This is a genomic window from Chromobacterium sp. CCUG 30098, assembly GCF_059916605.1.
Map to the genome: position 1 here is coordinate 64866 of NZ_JAUCGS010000003.1, position 21956 is coordinate 86821.

Here is a 21956-nt window from a genome sequence, read left to right on the forward strand (position 1 = left end):
CGCGAAGCTCAGTGGAATTGTTTGATGTAGGACGCCACGCCGCCCAGCAGCATCTCGATCGAGATCGCGGTCAGCACCAGGCCCATCAGCCGCTCCAGCGCGGTGATCGCCTGCTCGCCCAGCAGCTTTTGCAGCTTGCCGGAGAAGAGAAACACCAGCAGCGTCACCAGCATGCAGATGGTCAGCGCCCCCAGCCATTCCAGCATCCGCTCCGGTTCGCGGGTGGACATCAGCAGCACGGTGGCCATTGCCGACGGGCCGGCGATCAGCGGCACGGCGATCGGCACGATGAAGGGCTCGCCGTGCATCTTGTCGCCGCCGAACACGCTGCCCTCGCCGGGGAAGATCATCTTGATGGCGATCAGGAACAGGATCACGCCGCCGGCCACCCGCATCGAATCGTCGGTCAGATGCATCAAGTCCAGGAAGTTGCGGCCAAAGAACATGAAGGCGGACAGCACCAGGAAGGCGATCAGGCATTCGCGGTAGACCACGCGGCGGCGGCGCTCCGGCTTGACCTGCTTGAGCGCGGCGATGAACAGCGGAATATTGCCCAGCGGATCGGTGATCAGGATCAGCAGGACGGTGGCGGACAGGAAAGAGGTTTGCATGGTGTGTGCTTGCAGCGTTGAGTGGTGTCAATGGCGCGCAGGCCCTGTGCGTAAGGCTCTGGATTTTTAAGCGCGCGTCCGGGCGGGATTATCTCACGGAGATGCCGAATGGGTTAGTCCGGATTGCGACGGTTTTATTCGTTTGGCCTGCCGCCTCAGTCTGCCCGCCAGGCGGGGCTGGCGGGCGTTGACGAGATCAGCTCAGTTCCTGCAAGGCTTCATAAGCTTGTTGCAAACGACGAGCGAAGGGCTCGAGCAGACAATACATCTGCTCGCGCGCCAGATGCTCGATCTCGGACTGGTCCAGCAGCGTCAGCAGTCCGGCCAGCGCGCTGCTGATCTGGCCCAACTCCAGCGAGGCGGTGTGACAGATGTCGTGGACGTGTCGGCTACATTGCGCCGGCCGTTCCAGTTCGGGTTCGCAGAGGCGCTGCGCGTGCAGCTGTTGGATCAGGCGGTCTAGTTCGATGAGGCTGGGGACGGGATTCATGGCTGAGCCTCCGGAAGCGGGGCGCGGGCCGGCGTGTCGCGGGGCGGGGGATAGCTGAACAAGGGTAGAACCAACATGGGGAACGCTCCTTTTTCGTGGCCTGCTTGTCTGCTCGCTGCTAAACGGGCAGGCAGGCGCGTGACGAGGTTAGCAGACCGGGAAAAAGGGAACCGGCAGGCACTAGGCCTCCCCGCCACGGCCCGCCGGATGGCAAGACAATGGCATTCCGGACGCGGCTGCTAAGCAGCGGCGCCCGCCCTAATTCCAATTTGGCTGCTAAGCCCAAGCGCCGTTAAGTGAAACGGCACGCGGCGATTGTTGCCGATGGGCTGGGTGGGGTCAAGCGGCAGCGTCCAGCTGTGCTGTGTTGTCGGTCTTATCCGATAACATTGATTTTGGTACTGATTTATGGTACCAATTGAGTGTGAAACGAAAACACTTGATCACCTTGCAGTTGATCTTCACGCGTCCAATCAGCGCCAATATCCGGTGGAGCGATATTGAGGCTTTGTTTTTGGAGCTTGGCGCGGAGATCGAGGAGCGCGAAGGGTCGCGTATCTGCGTTGCCTTATTCGGTGTGGTGAGGGTGTTTCATCGGCCCCATCCTTCTCCGGATACGGACAAGGGAGCGGTGGCCGCAATTAGAAAATGGCTGGAAACCAACGGGGTGACACCATGAAGAATATTCTACAGATTGAAGGCTACCGAGCTGTGATCAGCTATGACCCGGAAATCGACATGTTTCGCGGCGAGTTTCTGGGCTTGAGCGGCGGAGCGGATTTTTATGCAGGCGATGTCGCAAGCCTCAAACGAGAAGCCGAAATATCGCTGCGCGTGTATCTGGACGCATGCCGCGAGAAGGGGCTGCAGCCTCTTAAAACCTATTCGGGAAAATTCAATGTGCGCATTGCGCCGCGCTTGCATGAAATGGCGGCGGCAGCGGCGTCGGCCGAGTCCAAGAGCTTGAACGAATGGGTGGAGGCGGCGATCGAGGAGCGGGCGGAGGCCATGGACCTCAAAACGGCTTAAACACCGCATGGTTCAATCTTGGGGCCTCCGCGGGAGTGCTCCATAAAAAACGGCGAGCCATGGCTCGCCGTTTTGCTGTCCGCGCGCGGTGTTACTCCGCGGCGTGATCGTCCTGCTCGATGGTTTCGGCCTGCTCACCCGGTTTTTCCTTGCGGGCGCTGCCTTCCACCATATTGATGACGAACAGCCGGCATTGCAGCGAGCCGTTGTACAGCGGGGTGCGGCGCTTGGGCGACAGATGGATCAGCTTGGCCAGGCGCAGGTCGCCGCTGAACAGGTTGGCGTGCCAGCCGGCGAAGTGGGCCTTCAGCCAGTCGCCCAGCAGCGGATACCACTCGGCCAGCTGGTCCAGTTCGTCCATGCGCACGCCGTAGGGCGGGTTGGCCACCAGGATGCCGTTTTCGCCGTTGGGGCGGGCGTCCAGCACGTCCATCGCTTGCAGTTCCACCAGGCCGGAGAGGCCGGCGCGTTCCAGGTTGTCCTTGGCGACGTTGATGATGGCCTGGTCGCGGTCGGAGCCGTTGATCGCCAGCTTGGCCAGCGGTTTTTCCGCGTGCTGGGCGTCCAGCAGCAGCGCTTCCCAGCTGGCGGAATCGAAGCCGCGCAGTTTCTGGAAGGCGAATTTGCGTTGGCGGCCCGGCGCGCGGTTCAGCGCGATGTCGGCGGCTTCCACCAGGAAGGTGCCGCTGCCGCACATCGGGTCCAGCAGCGGCTGGCTGCCGTTGTAGCCGGTCAGCATCAGGATGCCGGCGGCCAGGTTTTCACGCAGCGGCGCGTCGCCGGTTTCCTGGCGCCAGCCGCGCTTGAACAGCGGTTCGCCGCTGGTGTCCAGGTAGATGGTGGCGCTGTCTTCGGTCAGGAAGACGTGGACGCGCACGTCCGGGTGGCGGGTGTCGACATTGGGCCGGCCCAGCTGAGCCTGGCGGAAGCGGTCGCAGATCGCGTCCTTCACCTTCAGCGAGATGAAGTCCAGGCTCTTGAAGTGGCAGCGGATGGCGTCGGTCTTCAGCTTGATGCTGTTGGATACGTCGAACCAGCGCGGCCAGTCCACATTCATCGCCAGGCGGTAGATGTCTTGTTCATTGCGGTAGCCGCCCTGGGCCAGTTGCAGCAGCACGCGGCTGGCGGTGCGGCTGTGCAGGTTGGCCGCCATCAGCAGATCGCGGTCGCCGGCGAAGGCCACGCCGCCGTCGGCGGTGGCGATGTCGCGCGCGCCCAGGCCGCGCAACTCGTCGGCCAGGATGGCTTCCAGGCCGCGCGGGCAGGGGGCGAACAAGGACAGCACGCTGTCGCGCACCTGGGTCAGGCTCGGGGCCTGGCGTTCGGTCGGCGCATGACGCGGCGCGTCGGCGTGGCGATGCTCGCCGCGGGTTTCCACGCGGTGCTGGTCGCCCAGCGGTTTCAGGCTGCCGGCGCCCGGCTTGCCGAACAACTGACGGGCTTCGCCTTCGCGACGCTCGTGGCGCGGGCGTTCTTCCTGTTGCCAGCTTTGGCGCGGCGCGCGTTCGGCGTCGTCGCGATAGGACGGCTTGCTGAACAGCTTGCGCGTGCCGCCTTCGCTACGCTCGGCCGGTTCGCCTTGCGGACGGTCCTGGCGCGGCGCTGCTTCGGCATCGTCGCGGCGGCTGCGGTTGTCGCGTTCGGCGGATTTGCCGAACAGTTTGCGCGGGCCGCCCTCGCCGCGTTCAGCGGGCTCGTTTTGCTGCCACGGCTTGCGCGGCGCTTGCTCGGCGTCGTCGCGGCGGAAACGGTTGTCGCGGTCGCCGTGCTCGCGTTCCTGCCACGGTTTGCGCGGCGCTTGCTCGGCGTCGTCGCGGCGGAAACGGTTGTCGCGGTCGCCGTGCTGGCGTTCCTGCCAGGGTTTGCGCGGCGCGTGTTCGGCGTCGTCGCGCTGGAAGCGCTGGTCGCGGTCGCCGTGCTGGCGTTCTTGCCACGGTTTGCGCGGCGCCTGCTCGGCGTCGTCGCGGCGGAAGTTGTTGTCGCGATTGGCCGGCTTGCCGAACAGTTTGCGTGGCCCCTCTTCGCGCTGCTCGCTGTGCTGGCGTTCCTGCCACGGCTTGCGCGGCGCCTGTTCGGCGTCGTCGCGGCGGAAGCGCTGTTCGCGGTCGGCGGACGGGTTGAACGGCTTGCGCGGCTGATCGACATGGCGTTCGCCGTCGCGTTGCTGCCAGCGCGGCTTGCCCTGCGGCGCGCCTTGTTCGCCGTCCCGCTCCAGATGCAGCGGTTTGCGGCCGGACGGGCTGCGGTCGCGGCTATACGGTTTGCGTTCCGGCTCCACGTCCGCGGCGGCGTTCAGCGGCTTGCGGCCGGATGGGCCGCGGTCGCGGCTGTAGTCGCGCGGTTCGCGGTCTTCGCGGTGATGGAAGGGCTTCTTGGGGCCGCTGCCTTGCGGGCGTTCTTCGCCGTCGCGGGCGAAGCTGCGCGGCTGCCAGTTGTTGCCGCGCTCTTTATTGAAGCGATCCTTATTGAAGCTGTCTTGGCCTTCGTTGCGCTCAAAGCGCTGCTGGCCTTGCGGCCGGCGGTCGTTGCCATACGGCTTGTCGCGCCCGGCCTGTTGGTCGCGTCCCTGGTAGGGGCCGCGCTTGCCGCCGTCGCGCGGGCCTTGTCCCTGTCCTGGGCCGCGGTCTTGCCAATTGGGCTTGGCGTTGCCCGGACGCGGGCCGGAATAAGGCGCGCGCGGCGCGGCGTCGGCCGAAGGCGCTTTCTTCTGGATCACGGGGCTTTTGCCGGCCGGGCTGTCTCCGCCTGCCGGCGAACTGGCCTCATTGTCGCGGCTATTGAATTCGCGGCGCATATTGGCACGCTGGCGGGAACGGAAACTGGACATGGAACTTCCTTGAGTAAGCAGACTTTTAAGCAATTCTTTGATTTTAACTTATTTGTCCGGAGGCTGCTTGGTGACAGCGAGGCTTTCCGCTACCATATCCGGTTCGATTCAAGATGATAGACGATGCTGCACAGCTCCTTCGCCGCGCGCCTGACCGCCTGGCAAAAAACGCATGGACGCCATGATCTGCCGTGGCAGGTCAGCGACCCGTACCGGATCTGGCTGTCCGAGATCATGCTGCAACAGACTCAGGTCAAAAGCGTGCTGGAATATTACCCGCGCTTCCTCGCCCGCTTTCCGGACGTGACGGCGCTGGCCGCCGCGCCGCAGGAGGATGTGCTGGCCTTGTGGGGCGGCCTGGGCTATTACAGCCGGGCGCGCAATCTGCACAAGGCGGCGCAAATGGTGATGGCCGAGTTTGGCGGCCGCTTTCCGGCCGAGCGCCAGCAACTGGAGCGCCTGCCCGGCGTGGGGCGTTCCACCGCCGCGGCGATTGCTTCTTTCGCTTTCGGCCAGCGGGAAACCATTCTGGACGGCAACGTCAAGCGCGTGCTGACCCGTTGCTTCGGCATCGACGGCTTCCCCGGCGAGAAGCCGGTGGAACAGCGTTTGTGGCGATTGGCCGAAGCGTTGTTGCCGCAGGATGCGGCGCTGATGAGCGCCTACACTCAAGGTTTGATGGACCTGGGCGCCACGGTGTGCAGCCGCGGCAAACCGGCCTGTACCGTCTGTCCGATGGTGGACGGCTGCGCGGCGGCGCGCGAGGGCCGCACCGGCGAGCTGCCGACGCCGCGGCCGAAGAAGACGGTGCCCACGCGCCATACGGTGATGTTGCTGGCCACCCATGGCGACAAGGTGTGGCTGCTGCGGCGGCCGCCCAGCGGCATCTGGGGCGGTTTGCTGTCCTTGCCGGAGTTTGAGACTTCGTTGCAGATCGAGGACTGGCTGGCGCGCAACGGCCACGGCGACGTGTTGCCGGCCTGGCCGGAACTGGAGCATGTGTTTACGCATTACCGATTGATCATTACGCCGGTGCCGCTGCGCTTGGACGCGTTGCGCGCGGAGGCGGCGATGGAGGACAGCGGGCAGTGGCTGCCCTTGTCCGCCGCCCCGGACGCCGGGGTGCCGGCGCCGGTGCGCCGGCTGTTGTTGCGTTTGGCCGAGTAGCCGAGCGCTGTCGAAACACGATTTGATTGAGTTACTGGGTTGATATGGTTTCCGTAGTTCGTTCGATGGCTGACACCCTGGCAGACGCGGCTAATCCGCAACGCTGGCTGGAGGGCTTGTCTTCTTCGCTGAGCGGAGAAGAGCAGGCGATGCTCACTCGCGCCTTGGACGAGGCGCGCGCCTTGTACTGCGGCAAGACCATGGCCCAGACCGGCGAGGACTTGTTCAGTCACGCGGTGGCCGCCGCCGCCATCGTGGCGGATCTGAACCTGTTGCCGGACGCCATCGTCGCCACCTTGATGTTCGCCGCTTCGGATTACCGCGAGGACTGGCAGCCCTGGCTCTGCGAAACCTTCAATCCCACGGTGGCGGTGCTGGTGGAGGGGGTCAACGGCGTGCGCCGCATCACCGAGCTGGCGCGCATCGACAAGCTGTCCACGCCGGAAGAGCGCGCGCGCCAGGCGGAAACCATGCGCAAGATGCTGCTGGCCATGGTGGCCGACATCCGCGTGGTGCTGATCAAGCTGGCCTGGCGCACCCAGACCATGCACTACCTGGCCGAGGTGGAGGACGAGACGGTGCGCCGCCGCATCGCCACCGAGACCCTGGATCTGTTCGCGCCGCTGGCCAACCGCCTGGGGGTGTGGCAGATCAAGTGGGAGCTGGAGGACCTGGGCTTCCGCCATACCGAGCCGGACAGCTACAAGCGCATCGCCAAGCTGCTGGACGAGCGCCGGCTGGAGCGCATCGACTATATCGACCGGCTGCTGGATACCCTGCGCGCGGAGCTGAAAAACGCCGGCGTCAAGGCGGAAGTGGCCGGCCGGCCCAAGCACATCTTCTCCATCTGGAAGAAGATGAAGAAGAAAAAGCTGGATTTCTCCGAGCTCTACGACATCCGCGCGGTGCGCATCCTGGTGGAGCGGCTGCCGGACTGCTATACGGCGCTGGGCATCATTCACGGCACCTGGCAGCCGATTCCCGGCGAGTTCGACGACTACATCTCCCATCCCAAGGCCAATAATTACCGCAGCCTGCACACCGCGGTGATCGGGCCGGAGGACAAGGCGGTGGAGGTGCAGATCCGCACCTTCGAGATGCACGAGCACGCCGAGTTCGGCGTGGCCGCGCATTGGCGCTACAAGGAGGGCGGCAAGGGCGACGCGGCCTATGAGGAGAAAATCTCCTGGTTGCGCCAGTTGCTGGACTGGCGCGAGGAGATGTCGGACCGCGAGGGCCTGGCCGAGGCGTTCAAGACCGAGCTGTTCGCCGACACCATTTATGTGCTGACGCCGCAGGGCCGGGTGATGGCCTTGCCGTTTGGCGCCACCCCCATCGATTTCGCCTATTCGGTGCACACCAATCTGGGCCATCGCTGCCGCGGCGCCAAGGTGGAAGGGCAGATCGTGCCCTTGTCCACGCCGCTGCAAAACGGCCAGCGGGTGGAGATCATCACCGCCAAGGAAGGCGGGCCGTCGGTGAACTGGCTGCACGACGGCTGGGTGAAGAGCCATCGCGCCATTTCCAAGATCCGCCAGCACATCCGCCTGCTCAACGCCGACACCGTGCGCGAGACCGGCAAGATGTTGTTCGAGCGCGAGCTGGCGCGCCACAGCCATATGCAGCCCAATCTGGGCGCGTTGGCGGAGAAGCTGGGCTACGACAAGCTGGAGGAAGTGTACGGCGCGCTGGGCCACGGCGAGCTGACCACGCGCGTGGTGTCCAACGCCATCGTCAGCTTCGCGCCGCCGCCGCCGGCGGACGTGGCGCCGGAAAGCCTGGTCAAGGCCAGCAAGGGCGGCCACGACGCGGGCGGCGTGTTGATCGAGGGCGTGGACAATCTGATGACGGTGCTGGCCAAGTGCTGCAAGCCGGCGCCGCCGGACGGGGTGATGGGCTTCGTCACCAAGGGGCGCGGCATTTCCATTCACCGCACGAGCTGCCTGACGCTGAAAAAACTGTCGGTGGAAGCGCCGGAGCGGCTGATCGCCGCGGAATGGGGCGACCAGCGCAGCAGCGTCTTCCCCATCGACATCGAAATCATCGCCATGGACCGGCCCGGCCTGCTGCGCGATCTGTCCGACGTGCTGTCGCGCGAGAAGCTGAACCTGATCGGCGTCAACACCCTGTCGCGAGACACTCGCGCCCGCATGCGTTTCACCGTGGAGGTGCGCCAGGTGCAGGACATCAGCCGGGTGCTGTCGCGGATGATGGAGTTGAGCGGGGTGCAGGAGGCGCGGCGTTTGTAGAGGGGACCTCGCAAACCTACTGCGCGGTTCGATAGCTGCGTTGCTCCGTGCTCGCTCCCTCGCTGTACCGTTTGTACTATCTCGGTCGCTGCGCGCGGTGCGCCTTGCTCTCGAACCGCTCGCTACGATTTTCGAGGTCCTCTCATTTCCGGCGCGGCCGAGTTTGCGTTGGCACAAGTTCACTGTGGCTGTGCATTGCTTTGACTTAAAGAAATTTTCATAATGGTTTTTTTGCGCCGCCGCCCGCCGGCGGCGCTGAGGTTTTGGAACGCTTGGCGAGCGCGCCTGGCCGTTCAATTTTGAAAGGTTTGTTAGCTCATGTCCGAACTGATCGCCGCGGCCCGCCGCGCCCTGTCCCTGATGGATCTCACCACGCTGAACGACGACGACACCAACGACAAGGTCGCCGCACTGTGCCGCAAGGCCAAGAGCGACGCCGGCACCGTGGCCGCGGTCTGCGTGTATCCGCGCTTCGTGCCCATCGCCAAGAAAACCCTGCGCGAGGCCGGCTGCCCCGAGGTCAAAGTGGCCACCGTCACCAACTTCCCGGCCGGCGATGAGGACATCGCCGTCGCGGTGGCGGAAACCCGCGCCGCGATCGCCTACGGCGCGGACGAAGTCGACGTGGTGTTCCCGTACCGCGCGCTGATGGCCGGCAACCGCGAAGTGGGCGCGCAACTGGTGGCGGCCTGCAAGGACGCCTGCGAAGGCAAAACGCTGAAAGTCATCATCGAAAGCGGCGAGCTGAAGGACGAGGCGCTGATCCGCGAGGCCAGCCTGATTTCCATCCAGGCCGGCGCCGACTTCATCAAGACCTCCACCGGCAAGGTGCCGGTGAACGCCACGCTGGAAGCGGCCGGCGTGATGCTGTCCGCCATCCGCGAAACCGGCGGCGCTTGCGGCTTCAAGGCCGCAGGCGGCGTGCGCACCGCGGCCGAGGCGGCGGAATACCTGGACTTGGCCGAGCATCTGCTGGGCGCGGGCTGGGTGAGCGCCGAGCGCTTCCGTTTCGGCGCTTCCGGCCTGCTGGGCAATTTGCAGGCGGAGATTGAAGGGGGCGAGGTCAAGCCGATCAGCGGCTATTGATCGCTCGCTGTTTCAAACAATGGCCGTGGCGTGGGTCCCGGCCATTATTTATTGCTCGCGGCGGGTTTCGCCGCGGCAGGCGCAAGGCAGGGAGAATGCCATGTTTTTGCCTCAGGAAATCATTCGCAAGAAACGCGACGGCCAGGCGCTGTCGCAACAGGACATCCAGCAGTTCGTCGCCGGCATTACCGACGGCAGCGTGGCGGACAGCCAAATCTCCGCGCTGACCATGGCGGTGTACTTCAACGGCATGGCGCTGGAAGAAAACGTGCACATGGCGCTGGCGATGCGCGACTCCGGCCGCCGCATGCACTGGGGCGATCTCAATCTGCCCGGCCCGGTGGTGGACAAGCATTCCACCGGCGGCGTCGGCGACGTGGTGTCGCTGATGTTGGGGCCCATGGTGGCCGCCTGCGGCGGCTTCGTGCCGATGATCTCCGGCCGCGGTCTGGGCCATACCGGCGGCACGCTGGACAAGCTGTCGGCGATCCCCGGCTACAACCCCTTCCCCAGCCCGGACGAGTTCCGCCGCGTGGTCAAGGAAGTGGGCGTGGCCATCATCGGTCAGACTTCTGACCTGGCGCCGGCCGACCGCCGCGTTTACGCGGTGCGCGACGTGACCGCGACGGTGGAATCGGTGGCGATGATCACCGCGTCCATCCTGTCCAAGAAACTGGCAGCCGGTCTGGACGCCCTGGTGATGGATGTGAAGGCCGGCACCGGCGCTTTCATGCCAACCATGGAGAAATCCGTGGAGCTGGCCGAGCGCATTGTCAAGGTGGGCAACGGCGCCGGCGTGGCCACCAGCGCGCTGATCACCGAGATGAGCCAGCCCCTGGCCTGGACCGCCGGCAACAGCATAGAAACCCGCGAGGCGGTGCGTTATCTGAAGGGCGACGAGCGCAATCCGCGTTTGCATGAGGTCACCATGGCGCTGTGCGCCGAAATGCTGGTGGTGGGCAAGCTGGCCAAGGACGAGGCCGAGGCGCGCGACAAGCTGCAGACCGCATTGGATTCCGGCCGCGCCGCCGAGATCTTCGGCCGCATGGTGGCCGCGCTGGGCGGCCCGGCCGACTTCATGGAGAACTATGATTCCCATATGGCGGCCGCGCCCATCGTGCGCCCGGTGTTTGCGGAACGCGCCGGCTTCGTCGGCGGCATGGACACCCGCGGCATCGGCATGGCGGTGTGCGCGCTGGGCGGCGGACGCCGCCTGCCCAGCGACGAGCTGGACTTCCGCGTTGGTCTGTCCCGCTTCGTCGAGCTGGGCCAGCGCATCGACGCCGGCGCGCCCTTGGCTTATATTCATGCGGCCGACGAAAACAGCTTCGCCGACGCGGAGCGCCGCCTCAAGGCGGCGATCCAACTGGCAGACGCGGCACCTTCCGCGCTGCCGCTGGTCTATCAGAAGATTCGCCAGCAGTAATCCCGGAGCGGCAATATGAAACGAGCCATCATTCTGATTCTGGACTCGCTGGGCATCGGCGCCGCCGCCGACGCCCCGCAGTTCGGCGACGCCGGCAGCAATACGCTGGGCCACATCGCCATGGAGGCGGCCGCCGGCCGCGCCAACGTCGGCCGCCACGGCGCGCTGACCCTGCCCAATCTGTCCCGCATGGGCTTGGGCCACGCCTGCCGCTTGTCCTCCGGCTATTTCCCGGAAGGCATGGACCCGGCCGAGCCGGTGGCGGCTTACGGCTATGCGCGCGAGCTGTCCAGCGGCAAGGACACGCCGTCCGGCCATTGGGAAATCGCCGGCGTGCCGGTGCTGTTCGACTGGGGCTATTTCAGCGATCACGACAACAGCTTCCCGCAGGAGCTGCTGGACGCCATCGTCGCCAAGGCGGAGCTGCCCGGCTATCTGGGCAACTGCCACGCCTCCGGCACCGAGATTCTGGACCGTCTGGGCGAGGAGCATATGAAGAGCGGCAAGCCCATCTTCTACACCTCGGCGGATTCGGTGTTCCAGATCGCCTGTCATGAAGAGACGTTCGGGCTGGAACGGCTGTATCAGCTGTGCAAGATCACCCGCGAACTGCTGGAGCCCTACAATATCGGCCGCGTCATCGCGCGGCCCTTTGTGGGCGAGGGCAAGGGCCAGTTCGTGCGCACCGGCAACCGCAAGGACCTGGCGGTGGAACCGCCGGCGACCACGGTGCTGGAAAAGCTGGCCAAGGCCGGCGGCGACGTGGTGTCCATCGGCAAGATCGCCGACATCTACGCCCATGTCGGCATCACCCACAAGCACAAGGCCACCGGCTTCGACCAGCTGTGGGACGCCACCTTGGGCGCGATGCGCGACCATGGCGAACGCCCGGCCATCATCATGGCCAACTTCGTCGACTTCGACTCCAGCTACGGCCACCGCCGCGACACCGCCGGCTACGCCCGCGCGCTGGAGGAGTTCGACGCGCGGCTGCCGGAAGTGATGGCGGCGCTGGGCGACGACGATATCCTGATCCTGTCCGCCGACCACGGTTGCGACCCCACCTGGGAAGGCACGGACCATACCCGCGAACATATTCCGGTGCTGTGCTACGGCAAGAAGGTGCCGGCGGGCTCGCTGGGCGAGCGCGCCACCTTCGCCGACATCGGCCAGACCGTGGCGGCCCACCTGGGCCTGAGCCCTATGGATTACGGCCAGTCCTTCCTGTGAGGCGAGGCTGAATGACGCACGCCCCGGCGTCTGTGCGCCGGGGCTCTTTTGAATCTGGAGACTAAAGACGATGGCGACCCCGCATATCAACGCCCAGCCGGGCGATTTTGCCGAAACCGTATTGATGCCCGGCGATCCGCTGCGCGCCAAGATGATCGCGGAAACCTTCCTGGAAGACGCCAAGCTGGTGACCACGGTGCGCAATGTGTTCGGCTACACCGGCACTTACCAGGGCAAGCGTCTGTCGGTGATGGCCCACGGCATGGGCATTCCGTCCGCCAGCATCTACACCACCGAGCTGATCAAGGACTACGGCGTCAAGAACATCATCCGCATCGGTTCCTGCGGCGCGGTGACGCCGGACATCAAGCTGCGCGAACTGTTCGTCGCCATGGGCGCGTCCACCGACAGCAAGGTCAACCGCATGCGCTTCAACGACCACGACTACGCCGCCATCGCCGATTACGGCCTGCTGCGCGCCGTGGTGGACACCGCGGCGGAGCAGGGCAAGCCGGTGACGGTGGGCAATGTGTTCTCCGCCGACCTGTTCTACGGCGTTCAGCCCAATATGCTGGAAGTGCTGGACAAGATGCAGGTCAAGGTGATCGAGATGGAACTGGCCGGCATCTACAGTGTGGCTGCGCAATACGGCGCGCGCGCGGTGGGCATTCTGACCGTGTCCGACATCATCCCCACCGGCGAGGCCACCAGCGCCGAAGAGCGTCAAACCACTTTCCGCGACATGATGGAAGTGGCTTTGGCGGCGGCGATCAAGCTGTAAGCCTTTACCGATTGTCAGACAGCATGGCGGGGGCTGGGCTCCCGCCATAGCGTTGCCAGGCGGGGAAATCAGGGCGAAAAATGAAATCGCCTTATTTTTTCCTTGCAGTGCCGCAGTGCTTTTGTCCTTGATTTAACAGAGACTCCAGCCTGATGTGGCGTAAAAAGCCACGCTTTATAGTGCAATGCACAAAAAGCCTTGCAATGAAGCAAACCTATGCAGATAATGAAACCTGCATCAGGACGTGGCATGCAAAGTGTGCGTTTTGGTGTTGTCTCCTCCATCCTCCTTCTTTAGGTGGAACTTGGCGCAACAAAGCTAGATGTTGCGCTTTTTTTTTGCCCCGCCGCCGCTAATCCCCTTATTCCGCCTGCATTTTCCCCTCTGCGCGAGCACCGCCGTCAAGTAGCCGGATTTCTGTTGTCTCACAAGGGTTTGACAGCTGGATCGGGGCTGTAATAGAATCCGTAACTTTCAAGAATTACGATGGAAGAGTTCCATGAAGACCTTTTCTGCCAAGCCGCATGAGGTTAAACGCGACTGGTTTGTGGTCGATGCCAACGACAAGGTTTTGGGCCGCCTCGCCGCTGAGATCGCCCGTCGCCTGCGTGGCAAGCACAAGCCGGAATACACCCCGCACGTAGATACCGGCGATTTCATCGTCGTGGTCAACGTCGAGAAGCTGCGCGTTACCGGTGCCAAGGCACAAGACAAGAAGTACTACCGTCACTCCGGCTACCCGGGTGGTATCTACGAGCGCAGCTTCACCGAACTGCAAGACAAGTTCCCTGAGCGCGTTCTGGAAAAAGCCGTTAAAGGCATGCTGCCGAAGGGCCCGCTGGGTTACGCCATGATCAAGAAGCTCAAGGTGTACTCCGGTTCCGAGCATCCGCACACTGCTCAACAGCCGAAAGTGCTGGAAATCTGATTTTAAGGCGTAGAAATGAACGGTAAATACTACTACGGCACCGGCCGTCGCAAGAGCTCCGTTGCTCGCGTGTTCATGCAAAAGGGCTCGGGCCAAATCATCGTTAACGGCAAGCCCGTTGATGAATATTTCGCTCGTGAAACCGGCCGCATGGTAATCCGTCAGCCGCTGGCGCTGACCGAAAACCTCGAGTCCTTCGACATCAAGGTGAACGTTGTCGGCGGCGGCGAAACCGGCCAAGCCGGCGCGATCCGTCACGGCATCACCCGCGCACTGATCGACTTCGACACCGCGTTGAAGCCGGCTCTGTCCGCTGCTGGTTACGTGACCCGCGACGCTCGTGAAGTTGAGCGTAAAAAAGTCGGCCTGCGCAAAGCTCGCCGCGCCAAGCAGTTCTCCAAGCGTTAATTCGCCGAATTCTGTTTTCAAGAAAACCGCCTGCGTTTGCCAGGCGGTTTTTTCTTGCCTGTCGTTTCTCCGCTTCCATCCCATCCATATTGCAAGGCAGCATCGCAGTGCCTACACTGTCGTTTTTGCGACGCGCTTTTACATAAAGGAATGGGCATGATCAAGGTGGGAATCGTCGGGGGCACCGGCTACACGGGTGTCGAACTGCTGCGCTTGCTGGCGGGCCATCCGTCGGCGCGCGTGACCGCGGTCACCTCGCGCAAGGAGGCCGGCATGAAAGTGGCCGACCTGTTCCCCAGCTTGCGAGGCCGCATCGATCTGGCCTTCTCCACGCCCGACGAAGCGCGCTTGCGGGATTGCGATGTGGTGTTTTTCGCCACACCCAACGGCATAGCGATGAACGAGGCGCGAGAATTGCTGGCCGCCGGCGTGCGGGTGGTGGATCTGGCCGCCGATTACCGGATCCGGGACGTCGCCGAATGGGAAAAATGGTACGGCATGAGCCATGGTTCGCCGGACCTGGTGGCCGAAGCGGTGTACGGTCTGCCGGAAATCAACCGCGAGGCCATCCGCGGCGCGCGGCTGGTGGCGAATCCGGGCTGCTATCCGACCGCGGTGCAATTGGGCTTCCTGCCCTTGATCGAAGCCGGCGCGGTGGAGCTTTCCAGCCTGATCGCCGATTGCAAGTCGGGCGTGTCCGGCGCAGGGCGCAAGGCGGAGGTGGGCGCCTTGCTGGCCGAGGCGGGAGATTCCTTCAAGGCTTACGGCGTGTCCGGTCACCGGCATTTGCCTGAAATCCGCCAGGGCCTGGGCCGGGCGGCCGCGCAGCCGGTGGGCCTGACCTTCGTGCCGCACCTGACGCCGATGATACGCGGCATCCACGCCACGCTTTACGCGCGGCTGAAGGCCGACGTGGACGTGCAGGCGTTGTTCGAGCGCCGCTACGAGGGCGAGCACTTCGTCGACGTGCTGCCGGCCGGCAGCCATCCGGAGACGCGTTCGGTGCGCGGCGCCAATGTCTGCCGCATCGCCGCGCACAGGCCGCAGGGCGGGGATACCGTGGTGGTGTTGTCGGTGATAGACAATCTGGTCAAGGGCGCGGCCGGCCAGGCGGTGCAGAACATGAACCTGATGTTCGGCCAGCCGGAGCGGGCCGGACTGGACATCGTTCCCTTGCTGCCTTGAGGCGTCGGCGCATGCGCGGAAAGAACTAGTTCGCTTGAAGACTCGCCATCGGCCCCAATATCCGACTAAAATAGTGGGTGAATGCCGCTCTGCCGGCTTTAGAAGGGGTTTGAGAAACCGCAGCGCGCACGCAGCCAGGCCGCTAGCGGACCGTTGGCGGGTTTCTCAAGGCCCCGGAACTGAATTGCGAGGTTTGACATGACTACTGCTGCAACTGAAATGCCGTCCCCGATCAACTTCAGCGCAAGCGCTTGTTCCAAGGTGCAGGAGCTGATCGCCGAGGAAGGCAATCCCGATCTGAAACTGCGCGTCTTCGTGACCGGCGGCGGCTGCTCCGGCTTCCAATACGGTTTCACATTTGACGAAATTGCAAATGAAGACGATACCGCTATAGAGAGACAAGGCGTGACCTTCCTGGTGGATCCGATGAGCTACCAGTACCTGGTCGGCGCCGAAATCGATTATCAGGAAAGCCTGGAGGGCTCCCAGTTCGTGATCCGCAATCCGAACGCCACCACCACCTGCGGTTGTGGTTCATCGTTCTCGGTGTGATCCGGACGCGGTAGAATACAGGCTCGGGCTTTTGCCCGGGCCTTTTTTATGGGGACAACAAAATGAATAAGCCGCCACCCGTCGTCTTGCCGAAGATCGAATTCACCCGTGAGTTCGCGTTTAGCGACGCCGACTTCGAGCGCATTCGCAAACTGATCTACAAGGAAGCGGGCATTTCGTTGAACCCGTCGAAGAAAGACATGGTTTACGGCCGCCTGGTGCGTCGCATTCGCGAACTGAAGCTGCCCGGCTTCGCCGCCTACGTCGATTTCCTGGAGTCGATCAGCGGCAAGCGCGAGTTCGAACAGTTCGTCAACGCGCTGACCACCAATCTGACTTTCTTCTTCCGCGAAGAACACCATTTCCCGCTGCTGGCCGAGCATCTTAAGAAAAAAGCGACGGCCGGCGGAGAACTGGCGATCTGGTGCGCGGCCTCGTCCACCGGCGAAGAACCGTACTCGCTGGCGATCACCGCGCTGGAGGCGGTGCCGGGCGCGCGCATCAGCGTGTTGGCCACGGACTTGGACACCAGCGTGCTGGAAACCGGCCGCAAGGGCATTTACGCCGCCGACAAGGTGGCGCGCCTGCCGCCGGGCTACGCCGCCAAGTATTTCGACAAGCAGCCGGACGGCAGCTTCCAGGCCAAGGCCCAGCTGCGCAATATGATCACCTTCCAGCGTTTGAACCTGGTGGAGAGCAACTGGTCGGTCAAGCGCCAGTTCGACGCCATTTTCTGCCGCAACGTGATGATTTATTTCGACCGCGACACTCAGTTCGGCGTGCTCAAGCGCTTTGCGCCGCTGTTGAAGCCGGACGGCCTGCTCTTCGTCGGTCATTCCGAGAATTTCTATTTCGCGTCGGACTATTTCCATCTGCGCGGCAAGACGGTTTACGAGCACGCGAAGAAGCCGTAACGGCGGATCGCGGCTGGCACGGCCAATGGGCAAGCGGGTCTTGCCCATTGGCTTTTGTGGAGAGTCGATGCGAGTAGTTGTCCTGGGCGCCGGCGTCATCGGCGTATCCACCGCCTGGTTTTTGGCAGAGAAGGGCCACCAGGTGGTGGTGGTGGACCGCGCCAGCGGCGCGGCGAGAGAAACCAGTTTCGCCAACGGCGGCCAGATTTCAGTCAGCCAGTCCGAGCCTTGGGCCAATCCGCGTGCGCCGTGGCGAGTGTTGCGCTGGCTGTTGCGCGACGACGCGCCGCTGCTGTTCCGGCCGCGGCTGGACGCGCAGCAATGGCGCTGGGGCCTGGATTTCCTGCGCGAATGCCTGCCGGGACGCAGCCAGCGCAATATGCGCCAGATGGTGGCGCTGGGCTTGTACAGCCGCGACACGCTGCGCGGTTTGCGCCGGGAACTGGGCATCGATTACCAGCAATTGCAGCGGGGCATTCTGACCCTGCTGTTCTCCGATGCGGAACGGGCCCAGGCCCAGGCCGGCTGCGCGCGGCTGCAAGCGCTGGGCGTGGAGAAAAGCCTGCTGACGCCGTTGCAGGCGCTGGAGCGGGAGCCGGCCTTGGCGCGCATTCTGCCTGAACTGAGCGGGGCGTGCTGGAGCCCGGACGACGAATCCGGCAATGTCCATCTCTTCACCGTCGCCCTGGCCCAGGCTTGCGCTATGCGGGGCGTGGAGTTCCGCTTTCAGACCCGGGTCAACGCGCTGGAGCGCGCGGACGGGGAGGTGAGCGGCGTCTCCGTCACCGCTGCCGACGGCGCTTACGAGCGGCTAGAGGCGGACGTCTATGTCTTGGCGCTGGGTTCTTATTCTCCCTTGTTGGCGGCGCAGGCCGGCTTGCGCTTGCCGGTGTACCCGGCCAAGGGTTATTCCGCCACCCTGCCGATTCTGGACGCCGCCGCCGCGCCGCTGACCAGCATTACCGACGAAGCCCACAAGGTGGTGGTGTCGCGGCTGGGCGACGAGCTGCGCATCGCCGGCACCGCAGAATTGTCCGGTTATTCCACCCATCTGGAGCCGCGGCGTTGCGACTTGCTGCTGCAGCGCGGCCGCGCCTTGTTCGGCGACGCCTGCGACTGGGAGCGCGCGCGTTTCTGGAGCGGCCTGCGGCCGGCCACCCCGGGCAATGTGCCGCTGATCGGCCCCAGCCGCTTGCGGCGCTTGTATCTGAACACCGGCCACGGCACCTTGGGCTGGACCGAGGGCGCCGGCTCCGGGCGGGCGCTGGCCGAGATCATCAGCGGCGAAACGCCGGCGCTGGATTTCGCGTTCTGCCGCGCCTGAGCGATAGGTTGAACTGAAGCGAGCCGATGCCCGACGCATGGTAAAATCGCGCCGATTCGGATTCCCATCGTCCGCCGCCGGCGGGCCAAGCCATTCATTTGCAAGGAAGATCGTCATGCGTATCGGAACGCCGCAAAGTCGCAGTGCCGTCAGGGTGATGTTGTTGGGCAGCGGGGAGCTGGGCAAGGAGGTGGTGATCGCCTTGCAGCGGCTGGGCGTGGAAACCATCGCCGTGGACCGCTACGCCGGCGCGCCGGCGATGCAGGTCGCCCACGCCAGCCACGTGATCGACATGTCGGACGCCGCGGCTTTGCGCCGGCTGGTGGAGCAAGTGCGCCCGCATCTGATCGTGCCGGAGATCGAGGCCATCGCCACCGACGAGCTGTTGCGCATCGAGGCGGACGGTCTGGCCGAGGTGATACCCACCGCGCGCGCCGCCCATCTGACGATGAACCGCGAAGGGATACGGCGGCTGGCGGCGGAGGAGCTGGGCCTGCCCACCTCGCCGTACGCCTTCGCCTCCAGCTTGGAAGAACTGCAAGCCGCAATCGACGACGGCATCGGCTACCCCTGCCTGGTGAAGCCGGTGATGTCGTCCAGTGGCAAGGGCCAGTCGCTGTTGCGCGGGCCGGAGGACGTGGCTCAGGCTTGGCAATACGCCGCCAGCAGCGGCCGGGTGGACAAGGGCCGGGTGATCGTCGAGGGCTTCATCGATTTCGATTACGAAATCACCCAGCTGACCGTGCGCGCGGCGGACGGCGCGGGCGGCATCGCCACGCATTTCTGCGCGCCGGTCGGCCATTTGCAGCGCAGCGGCGATTACGTGGAGAGCTGGCAGCCCCAGCCCATGAGCGAACTGGCCTTGCTGCGCGCGCGCGAAGTGGCCAAGGCGGTGACCGACGCGCTGGGCGGCCGCGGCCTGTTCGGCGTCGAACTGTTCATCAAGGGCGAACAAGTGTGGTTCTCCGAGGTGAGCCCGCGGCCGCACGATACCGGCTTGGTGACGCTGGCCACCCAACGCTGGTCCGAGTTCGAGCTGCACGCGCGCGCCATCCTGGGCCTGCCGGTGGACGCGGAGATCTCCAGCGCCGGCGCGTCGGCGGTGATATACGGCGGCCTGGACGAGGCCGGCATCGTCTTTGACGGCGTGGACCAGGCTTTGCGGGTGCCGGGCGCGGACCTGCGCTTGTTCGGCAAGCCTGAAAGTTATTTGAAGCGCCGCATGGGCGTGGCGCTGGCCACGGCCGAGACGGTGGAACAGGCCCGCGAGCGGGCCAGGACAGCGGCCGCGCTGGTGCGGCCGACGACGGGGAATGAAGCGTGAGCGATGAAGTGCGGGAAATGACGCCCTACCAATTATTGGGCGGCGAAGGCGTGGTGCGTTGGCTGACGGACCGCTTTTACGACATCATGGACAGCGACCCGTCGGTCAAGCCGCTGCGCGACATGCATCCGCAGGATCTGGCCGGTTCGCGCCAGAAGCTGTTCATGTTCCTGTCCGGCTGGCTGGGCGGCCCGTCCTTGTACATGGAGGCCTTTGGCCACCCGCGGCTGCGCATGCGCCATATGCCGTTTGCGGTGGACGAGGCGGCGCGCGATCAATGGATGTCCTGCATGCGCCGCGCGGTGGATGAACTGGTGGCCGAAGATTGGTTGAAGCAAAAACTGATCGAGGCTTTTCACAACACCGCCGACTTCATGCGCAATCAATAAAAAACTTGCGGCCGGCGCGCCATTGTCCATGATGAGAGAAGGTTCTCGCATTTCATCTGGCGGAGATGGAGCGCATGGCGTGCAAGCTGTTGCTGTTGTGGCTGGGACTGTGGGCGGGTGCGGGCGCGGCGGCGGCGTGTCTGCCGCAAGCCTGGGCCTGCGCCTCTCCGTCCGACGGGGAGATCAAATCCGCGCCCCGGGACGCCGGCAAGGACATTACCATCGGCGGTCTGCGCTTTGAGCGGGAGGCGGTCAGCAACCGTTTGTCGCTATCTCCGGTGCTGGACCTGAACAAGCAAGCCCAGTTGTCTTTGCGTCTGACGCCCAAGCAGTTCGGCTTGCGTTTGAAAGTGAACACCGACTGAGTGCGTGTTCCCCCGCGCTTGCCCGCGAGACTGTCTAATGCGCCCTAAAATAAGGCGTCGCTTCAGCGTCCGGGCGCAGGCGGGATTGAGTAGGTGCCGGTGACATGGGCCACCGCTTCTTCCAGCTCGGCCGACAGCAGCAAGACTTCCCCCACCGCCAAACGTTTGCCCAGCTTCAGAATGCGGCCTTCCGCGATCACGTCCGCCGGCGGCGGCTTGCGCAGGAAGTTGATGTTGAGGCTGGTGGTCACCGCCAGCTCCACCCGACCTATCATCCCCAGCACCACCGCGTACAGCGTGGCGTCCGCCAGCGCCATCAAGGCGGGGCCTGCGATCGTGCCGCCCGGCCGGATCAAATCCGGGTTGAAGCGCATGCGCAACACCGCGCCGCCGTCGGCGATGGATTCGGTTTGGATGCCGAACAGGCGGACCAAGGGCAGTTCCTGATCGATCAGGTTCTGGAATTCCGGGACGGATAAGCGAGACATGAGGCGCTCCGGCGCTGTGATCTAAACATCATCAAGCGCCGGGGCGCGGGCGTCAATGCCCGGCGGCTCGGCTTCAGCGCGGGCGGTGGCCGCGTTCGATCAAGACGCCGACGCGCTTGACGCCGGGCAGGATGCCCAGCTTGGTGACCGAGACGCGCGCCCAGGGCGCGCCGAAGTCTTCGCGGATCACCTTGGCGATGTATTCGGCCAGCGCTTCCAGCAGCAGGAAATGCTGTTCGGACAGCGCCTTGCGCAGCCGCTCCACCACCACGCCGTAGTGTATGGTGTCGCCGATATTGTCGCTGTGACAGGGCGCTTCGCTGGGAATGCCGATTTCCAGGTCGATTTCAATGGTTTGCGGGGCTTTCCGCTCCCATTCGTAGACACCGATAATGGTGTCGGCGCGCACTTCGCGCAGGAATATGATGTCCATCAGTCTGTCTGGGAGTTGGGGTTTGCCGCCCGATACCGTAAAATCCGAAGCCTTCTATTCTAATGGATACACCATGACCACGACAGCTTTTGCCTTTGTTGTTGCGGCCTATCTGATCGGCTCGCTCTCGTTCGCGGTGATTGTCAGCAAGGCCATGGGCATGGCCGACCCGCGCAGTTACGGTTCCGGCAACCCCGGCGCCACCAATGTGCTGCGCAGCGGCAAGAAGCTGGCGGCGGCGCTGACCCTGCTCGGCGACGGGATCAAGGGCTGGGTGGCGGTGGCGCTGACCGCCTGGTTCGGGTCGCGATACGGCCTGGGCGAGCAGGCGATCGCGCTGGCGGCGCTGGCGGTGCTGATCGGCCACATGTGGCCGGTGTTCTTCGGCTTCAAGGGCGGCAAGGGCGTGGCCACCGCGGTGGGCGTGCTGTTGGGCTTCAGCCCGTGGCTGGCGCTGGCGGCGCTGGCCACCTGGCTGTTCGTCGCCTTCGTGCTGAAGATTTCCTCGCTGTCCGCCATCGTCGCCTGCGTGCTGACGCCGGTGTACGCCTACTTCATCGTCGGGCCGCAGAGCGTTTACTTCGGCAGCTGCATCATCATCGCCATCCTGGTGGTGCATCGCCACAAGTCCAATCTGATCAAGCTCTTGACCGGTCAAGAGGACAAGATAGGCGACAAGGGGACGGACAAGAGTTCTTCCTGAGCCTTGCTTAGCCCATGAAAAGGCCGTCTCTTGGACGGCCTTTTGTT

At 64.3% G+C, this 21956-nt stretch carries 23 protein-coding genes; 18 read left to right on the forward strand and 5 right to left on the reverse strand.

Annotation, left to right across the window (positions count from 1 at the left end):
• Positions 1-8: 8 nt before the first annotated feature.
• Both QUG03_RS08455 and QUG03_RS08460 read right to left on the reverse strand, forming a co-directional pair.
• Positions 9-611, reverse strand: a complete 603-nt coding sequence (locus tag QUG03_RS08455; RefSeq protein WP_019100349.1) for a MarC family protein — start codon at positions 609-611, stop codon at positions 9-11.
• A gap of 196 nt (positions 612-807) precedes the next feature.
• Positions 808-1101, reverse strand: a complete 294-nt coding sequence (locus tag QUG03_RS08460) for a DUF1484 family protein (protein WP_500819839.1) — start codon at positions 1099-1101, stop codon at positions 808-810.
• A 439-nt stretch (positions 1102-1540) separates the two neighbouring features.
• On the opposite strand from QUG03_RS08460, the gene QUG03_RS08465 reads away from it, so the two are divergent.
• Together QUG03_RS08465 and QUG03_RS08470 are read left to right on the forward strand one after the other, a co-directional pair.
• Positions 1541-1780, forward strand: a complete 240-nt coding sequence (locus QUG03_RS08465) for a type II toxin-antitoxin system HicA family toxin (RefSeq protein ID WP_254894453.1) — start codon at positions 1541-1543, stop codon at positions 1778-1780.
• Entirely contained in the window at positions 1777-2130 is a 354-nt protein-coding gene (locus QUG03_RS08470) for a type II toxin-antitoxin system HicB family antitoxin (protein WP_081544270.1), read from the forward strand. Before QUG03_RS08465 ends, QUG03_RS08470 begins: the two co-directional genes overlap by 4 nt.
• A gap of 91 nt (positions 2131-2221) precedes the next feature.
• Here QUG03_RS08470 and QUG03_RS08475 read toward each other — a convergent pair whose 3' ends face one another.
• Positions 2222-4957 carry a THUMP domain-containing class I SAM-dependent RNA methyltransferase gene (locus QUG03_RS08475; RefSeq protein ID WP_500819840.1) on the reverse strand — a complete coding sequence of 912 codons (2736 nt, stop codon included), beginning with the start codon at positions 4955-4957 and terminating at the stop codon, positions 2222-2224.
• 126 nt (positions 4958-5083) lie between these two features.
• Here QUG03_RS08475 and mutY point away from each other — a divergent pair, with 126 nt between their 5' ends.
• From mutY to QUG03_RS08550, 15 genes are all read left to right on the forward strand, one after another.
• Entirely contained in the window at positions 5084-6124 is a 1041-nt protein-coding gene (gene mutY / locus QUG03_RS08480; RefSeq protein WP_500819943.1) for an A/G-specific adenine glycosylase, read from the forward strand.
• A 44-nt stretch (positions 6125-6168) separates the two neighbouring features.
• Complete coding sequence (locus QUG03_RS08485) at positions 6169-8373, forward strand: RelA/SpoT family protein (RefSeq protein WP_107798131.1); 2205 nt, start codon at positions 6169-6171, stop codon at positions 8371-8373.
• 318 nt (positions 8374-8691) lie between these two features.
• The gene (gene deoC, locus QUG03_RS08490; RefSeq protein WP_107798132.1) at positions 8692-9459 is read left to right on the forward strand and encodes a deoxyribose-phosphate aldolase; all 768 of its coding nucleotides are present in this window, start codon (positions 8692-8694) and stop codon (positions 9457-9459) included.
• Positions 9460-9559: 100 nt separating this feature from the next.
• Complete coding sequence (deoA, locus tag QUG03_RS08495) at positions 9560-10885, forward strand: thymidine phosphorylase (protein WP_500819841.1); 1326 nt, start codon at positions 9560-9562, stop codon at positions 10883-10885.
• Between the two features lie 15 nt (positions 10886-10900).
• Entirely contained in the window at positions 10901-12115 is a 1215-nt protein-coding gene (locus QUG03_RS08500) for a phosphopentomutase (protein ID WP_107798134.1), read from the forward strand.
• A gap of 70 nt (positions 12116-12185) precedes the next feature.
• Positions 12186-12896 carry a purine-nucleoside phosphorylase gene (gene deoD / locus QUG03_RS08505; RefSeq protein WP_043632219.1) on the forward strand — a complete coding sequence of 237 codons (711 nt, stop codon included), beginning with the start codon at positions 12186-12188 and terminating at the stop codon, positions 12894-12896.
• Positions 12897-13395: 499 nt separating this feature from the next.
• Positions 13396-13824: a 50S ribosomal protein L13 gene (rplM, locus tag QUG03_RS08510; protein WP_019102901.1), complete on the forward strand. Its 429-nt coding sequence runs from the start codon at positions 13396-13398 to the stop codon at positions 13822-13824.
• Positions 13825-13839: 15 nt separating this feature from the next.
• On the forward strand, positions 13840-14232 hold the full coding sequence (rpsI, locus tag QUG03_RS08515) for a 30S ribosomal protein S9 (RefSeq protein ID WP_019102900.1): 393 nt from the start codon (positions 13840-13842) through the stop codon (positions 14230-14232).
• A gap of 156 nt (positions 14233-14388) precedes the next feature.
• The gene (gene argC, locus QUG03_RS08520; protein WP_488905116.1) at positions 14389-15417 is read left to right on the forward strand and encodes an N-acetyl-gamma-glutamyl-phosphate reductase; all 1029 of its coding nucleotides are present in this window, start codon (positions 14389-14391) and stop codon (positions 15415-15417) included.
• A 219-nt stretch (positions 15418-15636) separates the two neighbouring features.
• Complete coding sequence (erpA, locus tag QUG03_RS08525; RefSeq protein ID WP_197083112.1) at positions 15637-15969, forward strand: iron-sulfur cluster insertion protein ErpA; 333 nt, start codon at positions 15637-15639, stop codon at positions 15967-15969.
• A gap of 62 nt (positions 15970-16031) precedes the next feature.
• Positions 16032-16883: a CheR family methyltransferase gene (locus QUG03_RS08530; RefSeq protein ID WP_107798136.1), complete on the forward strand. Its 852-nt coding sequence runs from the start codon at positions 16032-16034 to the stop codon at positions 16881-16883.
• A 67-nt stretch (positions 16884-16950) separates the two neighbouring features.
• Positions 16951-18207 (forward strand): D-amino acid dehydrogenase, encoded by a 1257-nt coding sequence (locus QUG03_RS08535; protein ID WP_500819842.1) that lies wholly within the window; start codon positions 16951-16953, stop codon positions 18205-18207.
• Positions 18208-18322: 115 nt separating this feature from the next.
• Positions 18323-19531, forward strand: a complete 1209-nt coding sequence (gene purT, locus QUG03_RS08540; protein WP_253313797.1) for a formate-dependent phosphoribosylglycinamide formyltransferase — start codon at positions 18323-18325, stop codon at positions 19529-19531.
• On the forward strand, positions 19528-19920 hold the full coding sequence (locus QUG03_RS08545; RefSeq protein ID WP_227106904.1) for a group II truncated hemoglobin: 393 nt from the start codon (positions 19528-19530) through the stop codon (positions 19918-19920). Before purT ends, QUG03_RS08545 begins: the two co-directional genes overlap by 4 nt.
• A 74-nt stretch (positions 19921-19994) precedes the next feature.
• Positions 19995-20285 carry a hypothetical protein gene (locus QUG03_RS08550; protein ID WP_488905117.1) on the forward strand — a complete coding sequence of 97 codons (291 nt, stop codon included), beginning with the start codon at positions 19995-19997 and terminating at the stop codon, positions 20283-20285.
• A 62-nt stretch (positions 20286-20347) separates the two neighbouring features.
• Here QUG03_RS08550 and QUG03_RS08555 read toward each other — a convergent pair whose 3' ends face one another.
• On the reverse strand, positions 20348-20773 hold the full coding sequence (locus QUG03_RS08555; RefSeq protein ID WP_488905118.1) for a PaaI family thioesterase: 426 nt from the start codon (positions 20771-20773) through the stop codon (positions 20348-20350).
• Positions 20774-20846: 73 nt separating this feature from the next.
• Positions 20847-21206, reverse strand: coding sequence for a dihydroneopterin aldolase (locus QUG03_RS08560; protein ID WP_048415680.1), 360 nt, complete (start codon positions 21204-21206; stop codon positions 20847-20849).
• 73 nt (positions 21207-21279) lie between these two features.
• On the opposite strand from QUG03_RS08560, the gene plsY reads away from it, so the two are divergent.
• A complete protein-coding gene (gene plsY, locus QUG03_RS08565) occupies positions 21280-21909 on the forward strand; it encodes a glycerol-3-phosphate 1-O-acyltransferase PlsY (RefSeq protein WP_500819843.1) in 630 nt (209 codons plus the stop codon).
• The last annotated feature ends 47 nt before the right edge of the window (positions 21910-21956 follow it).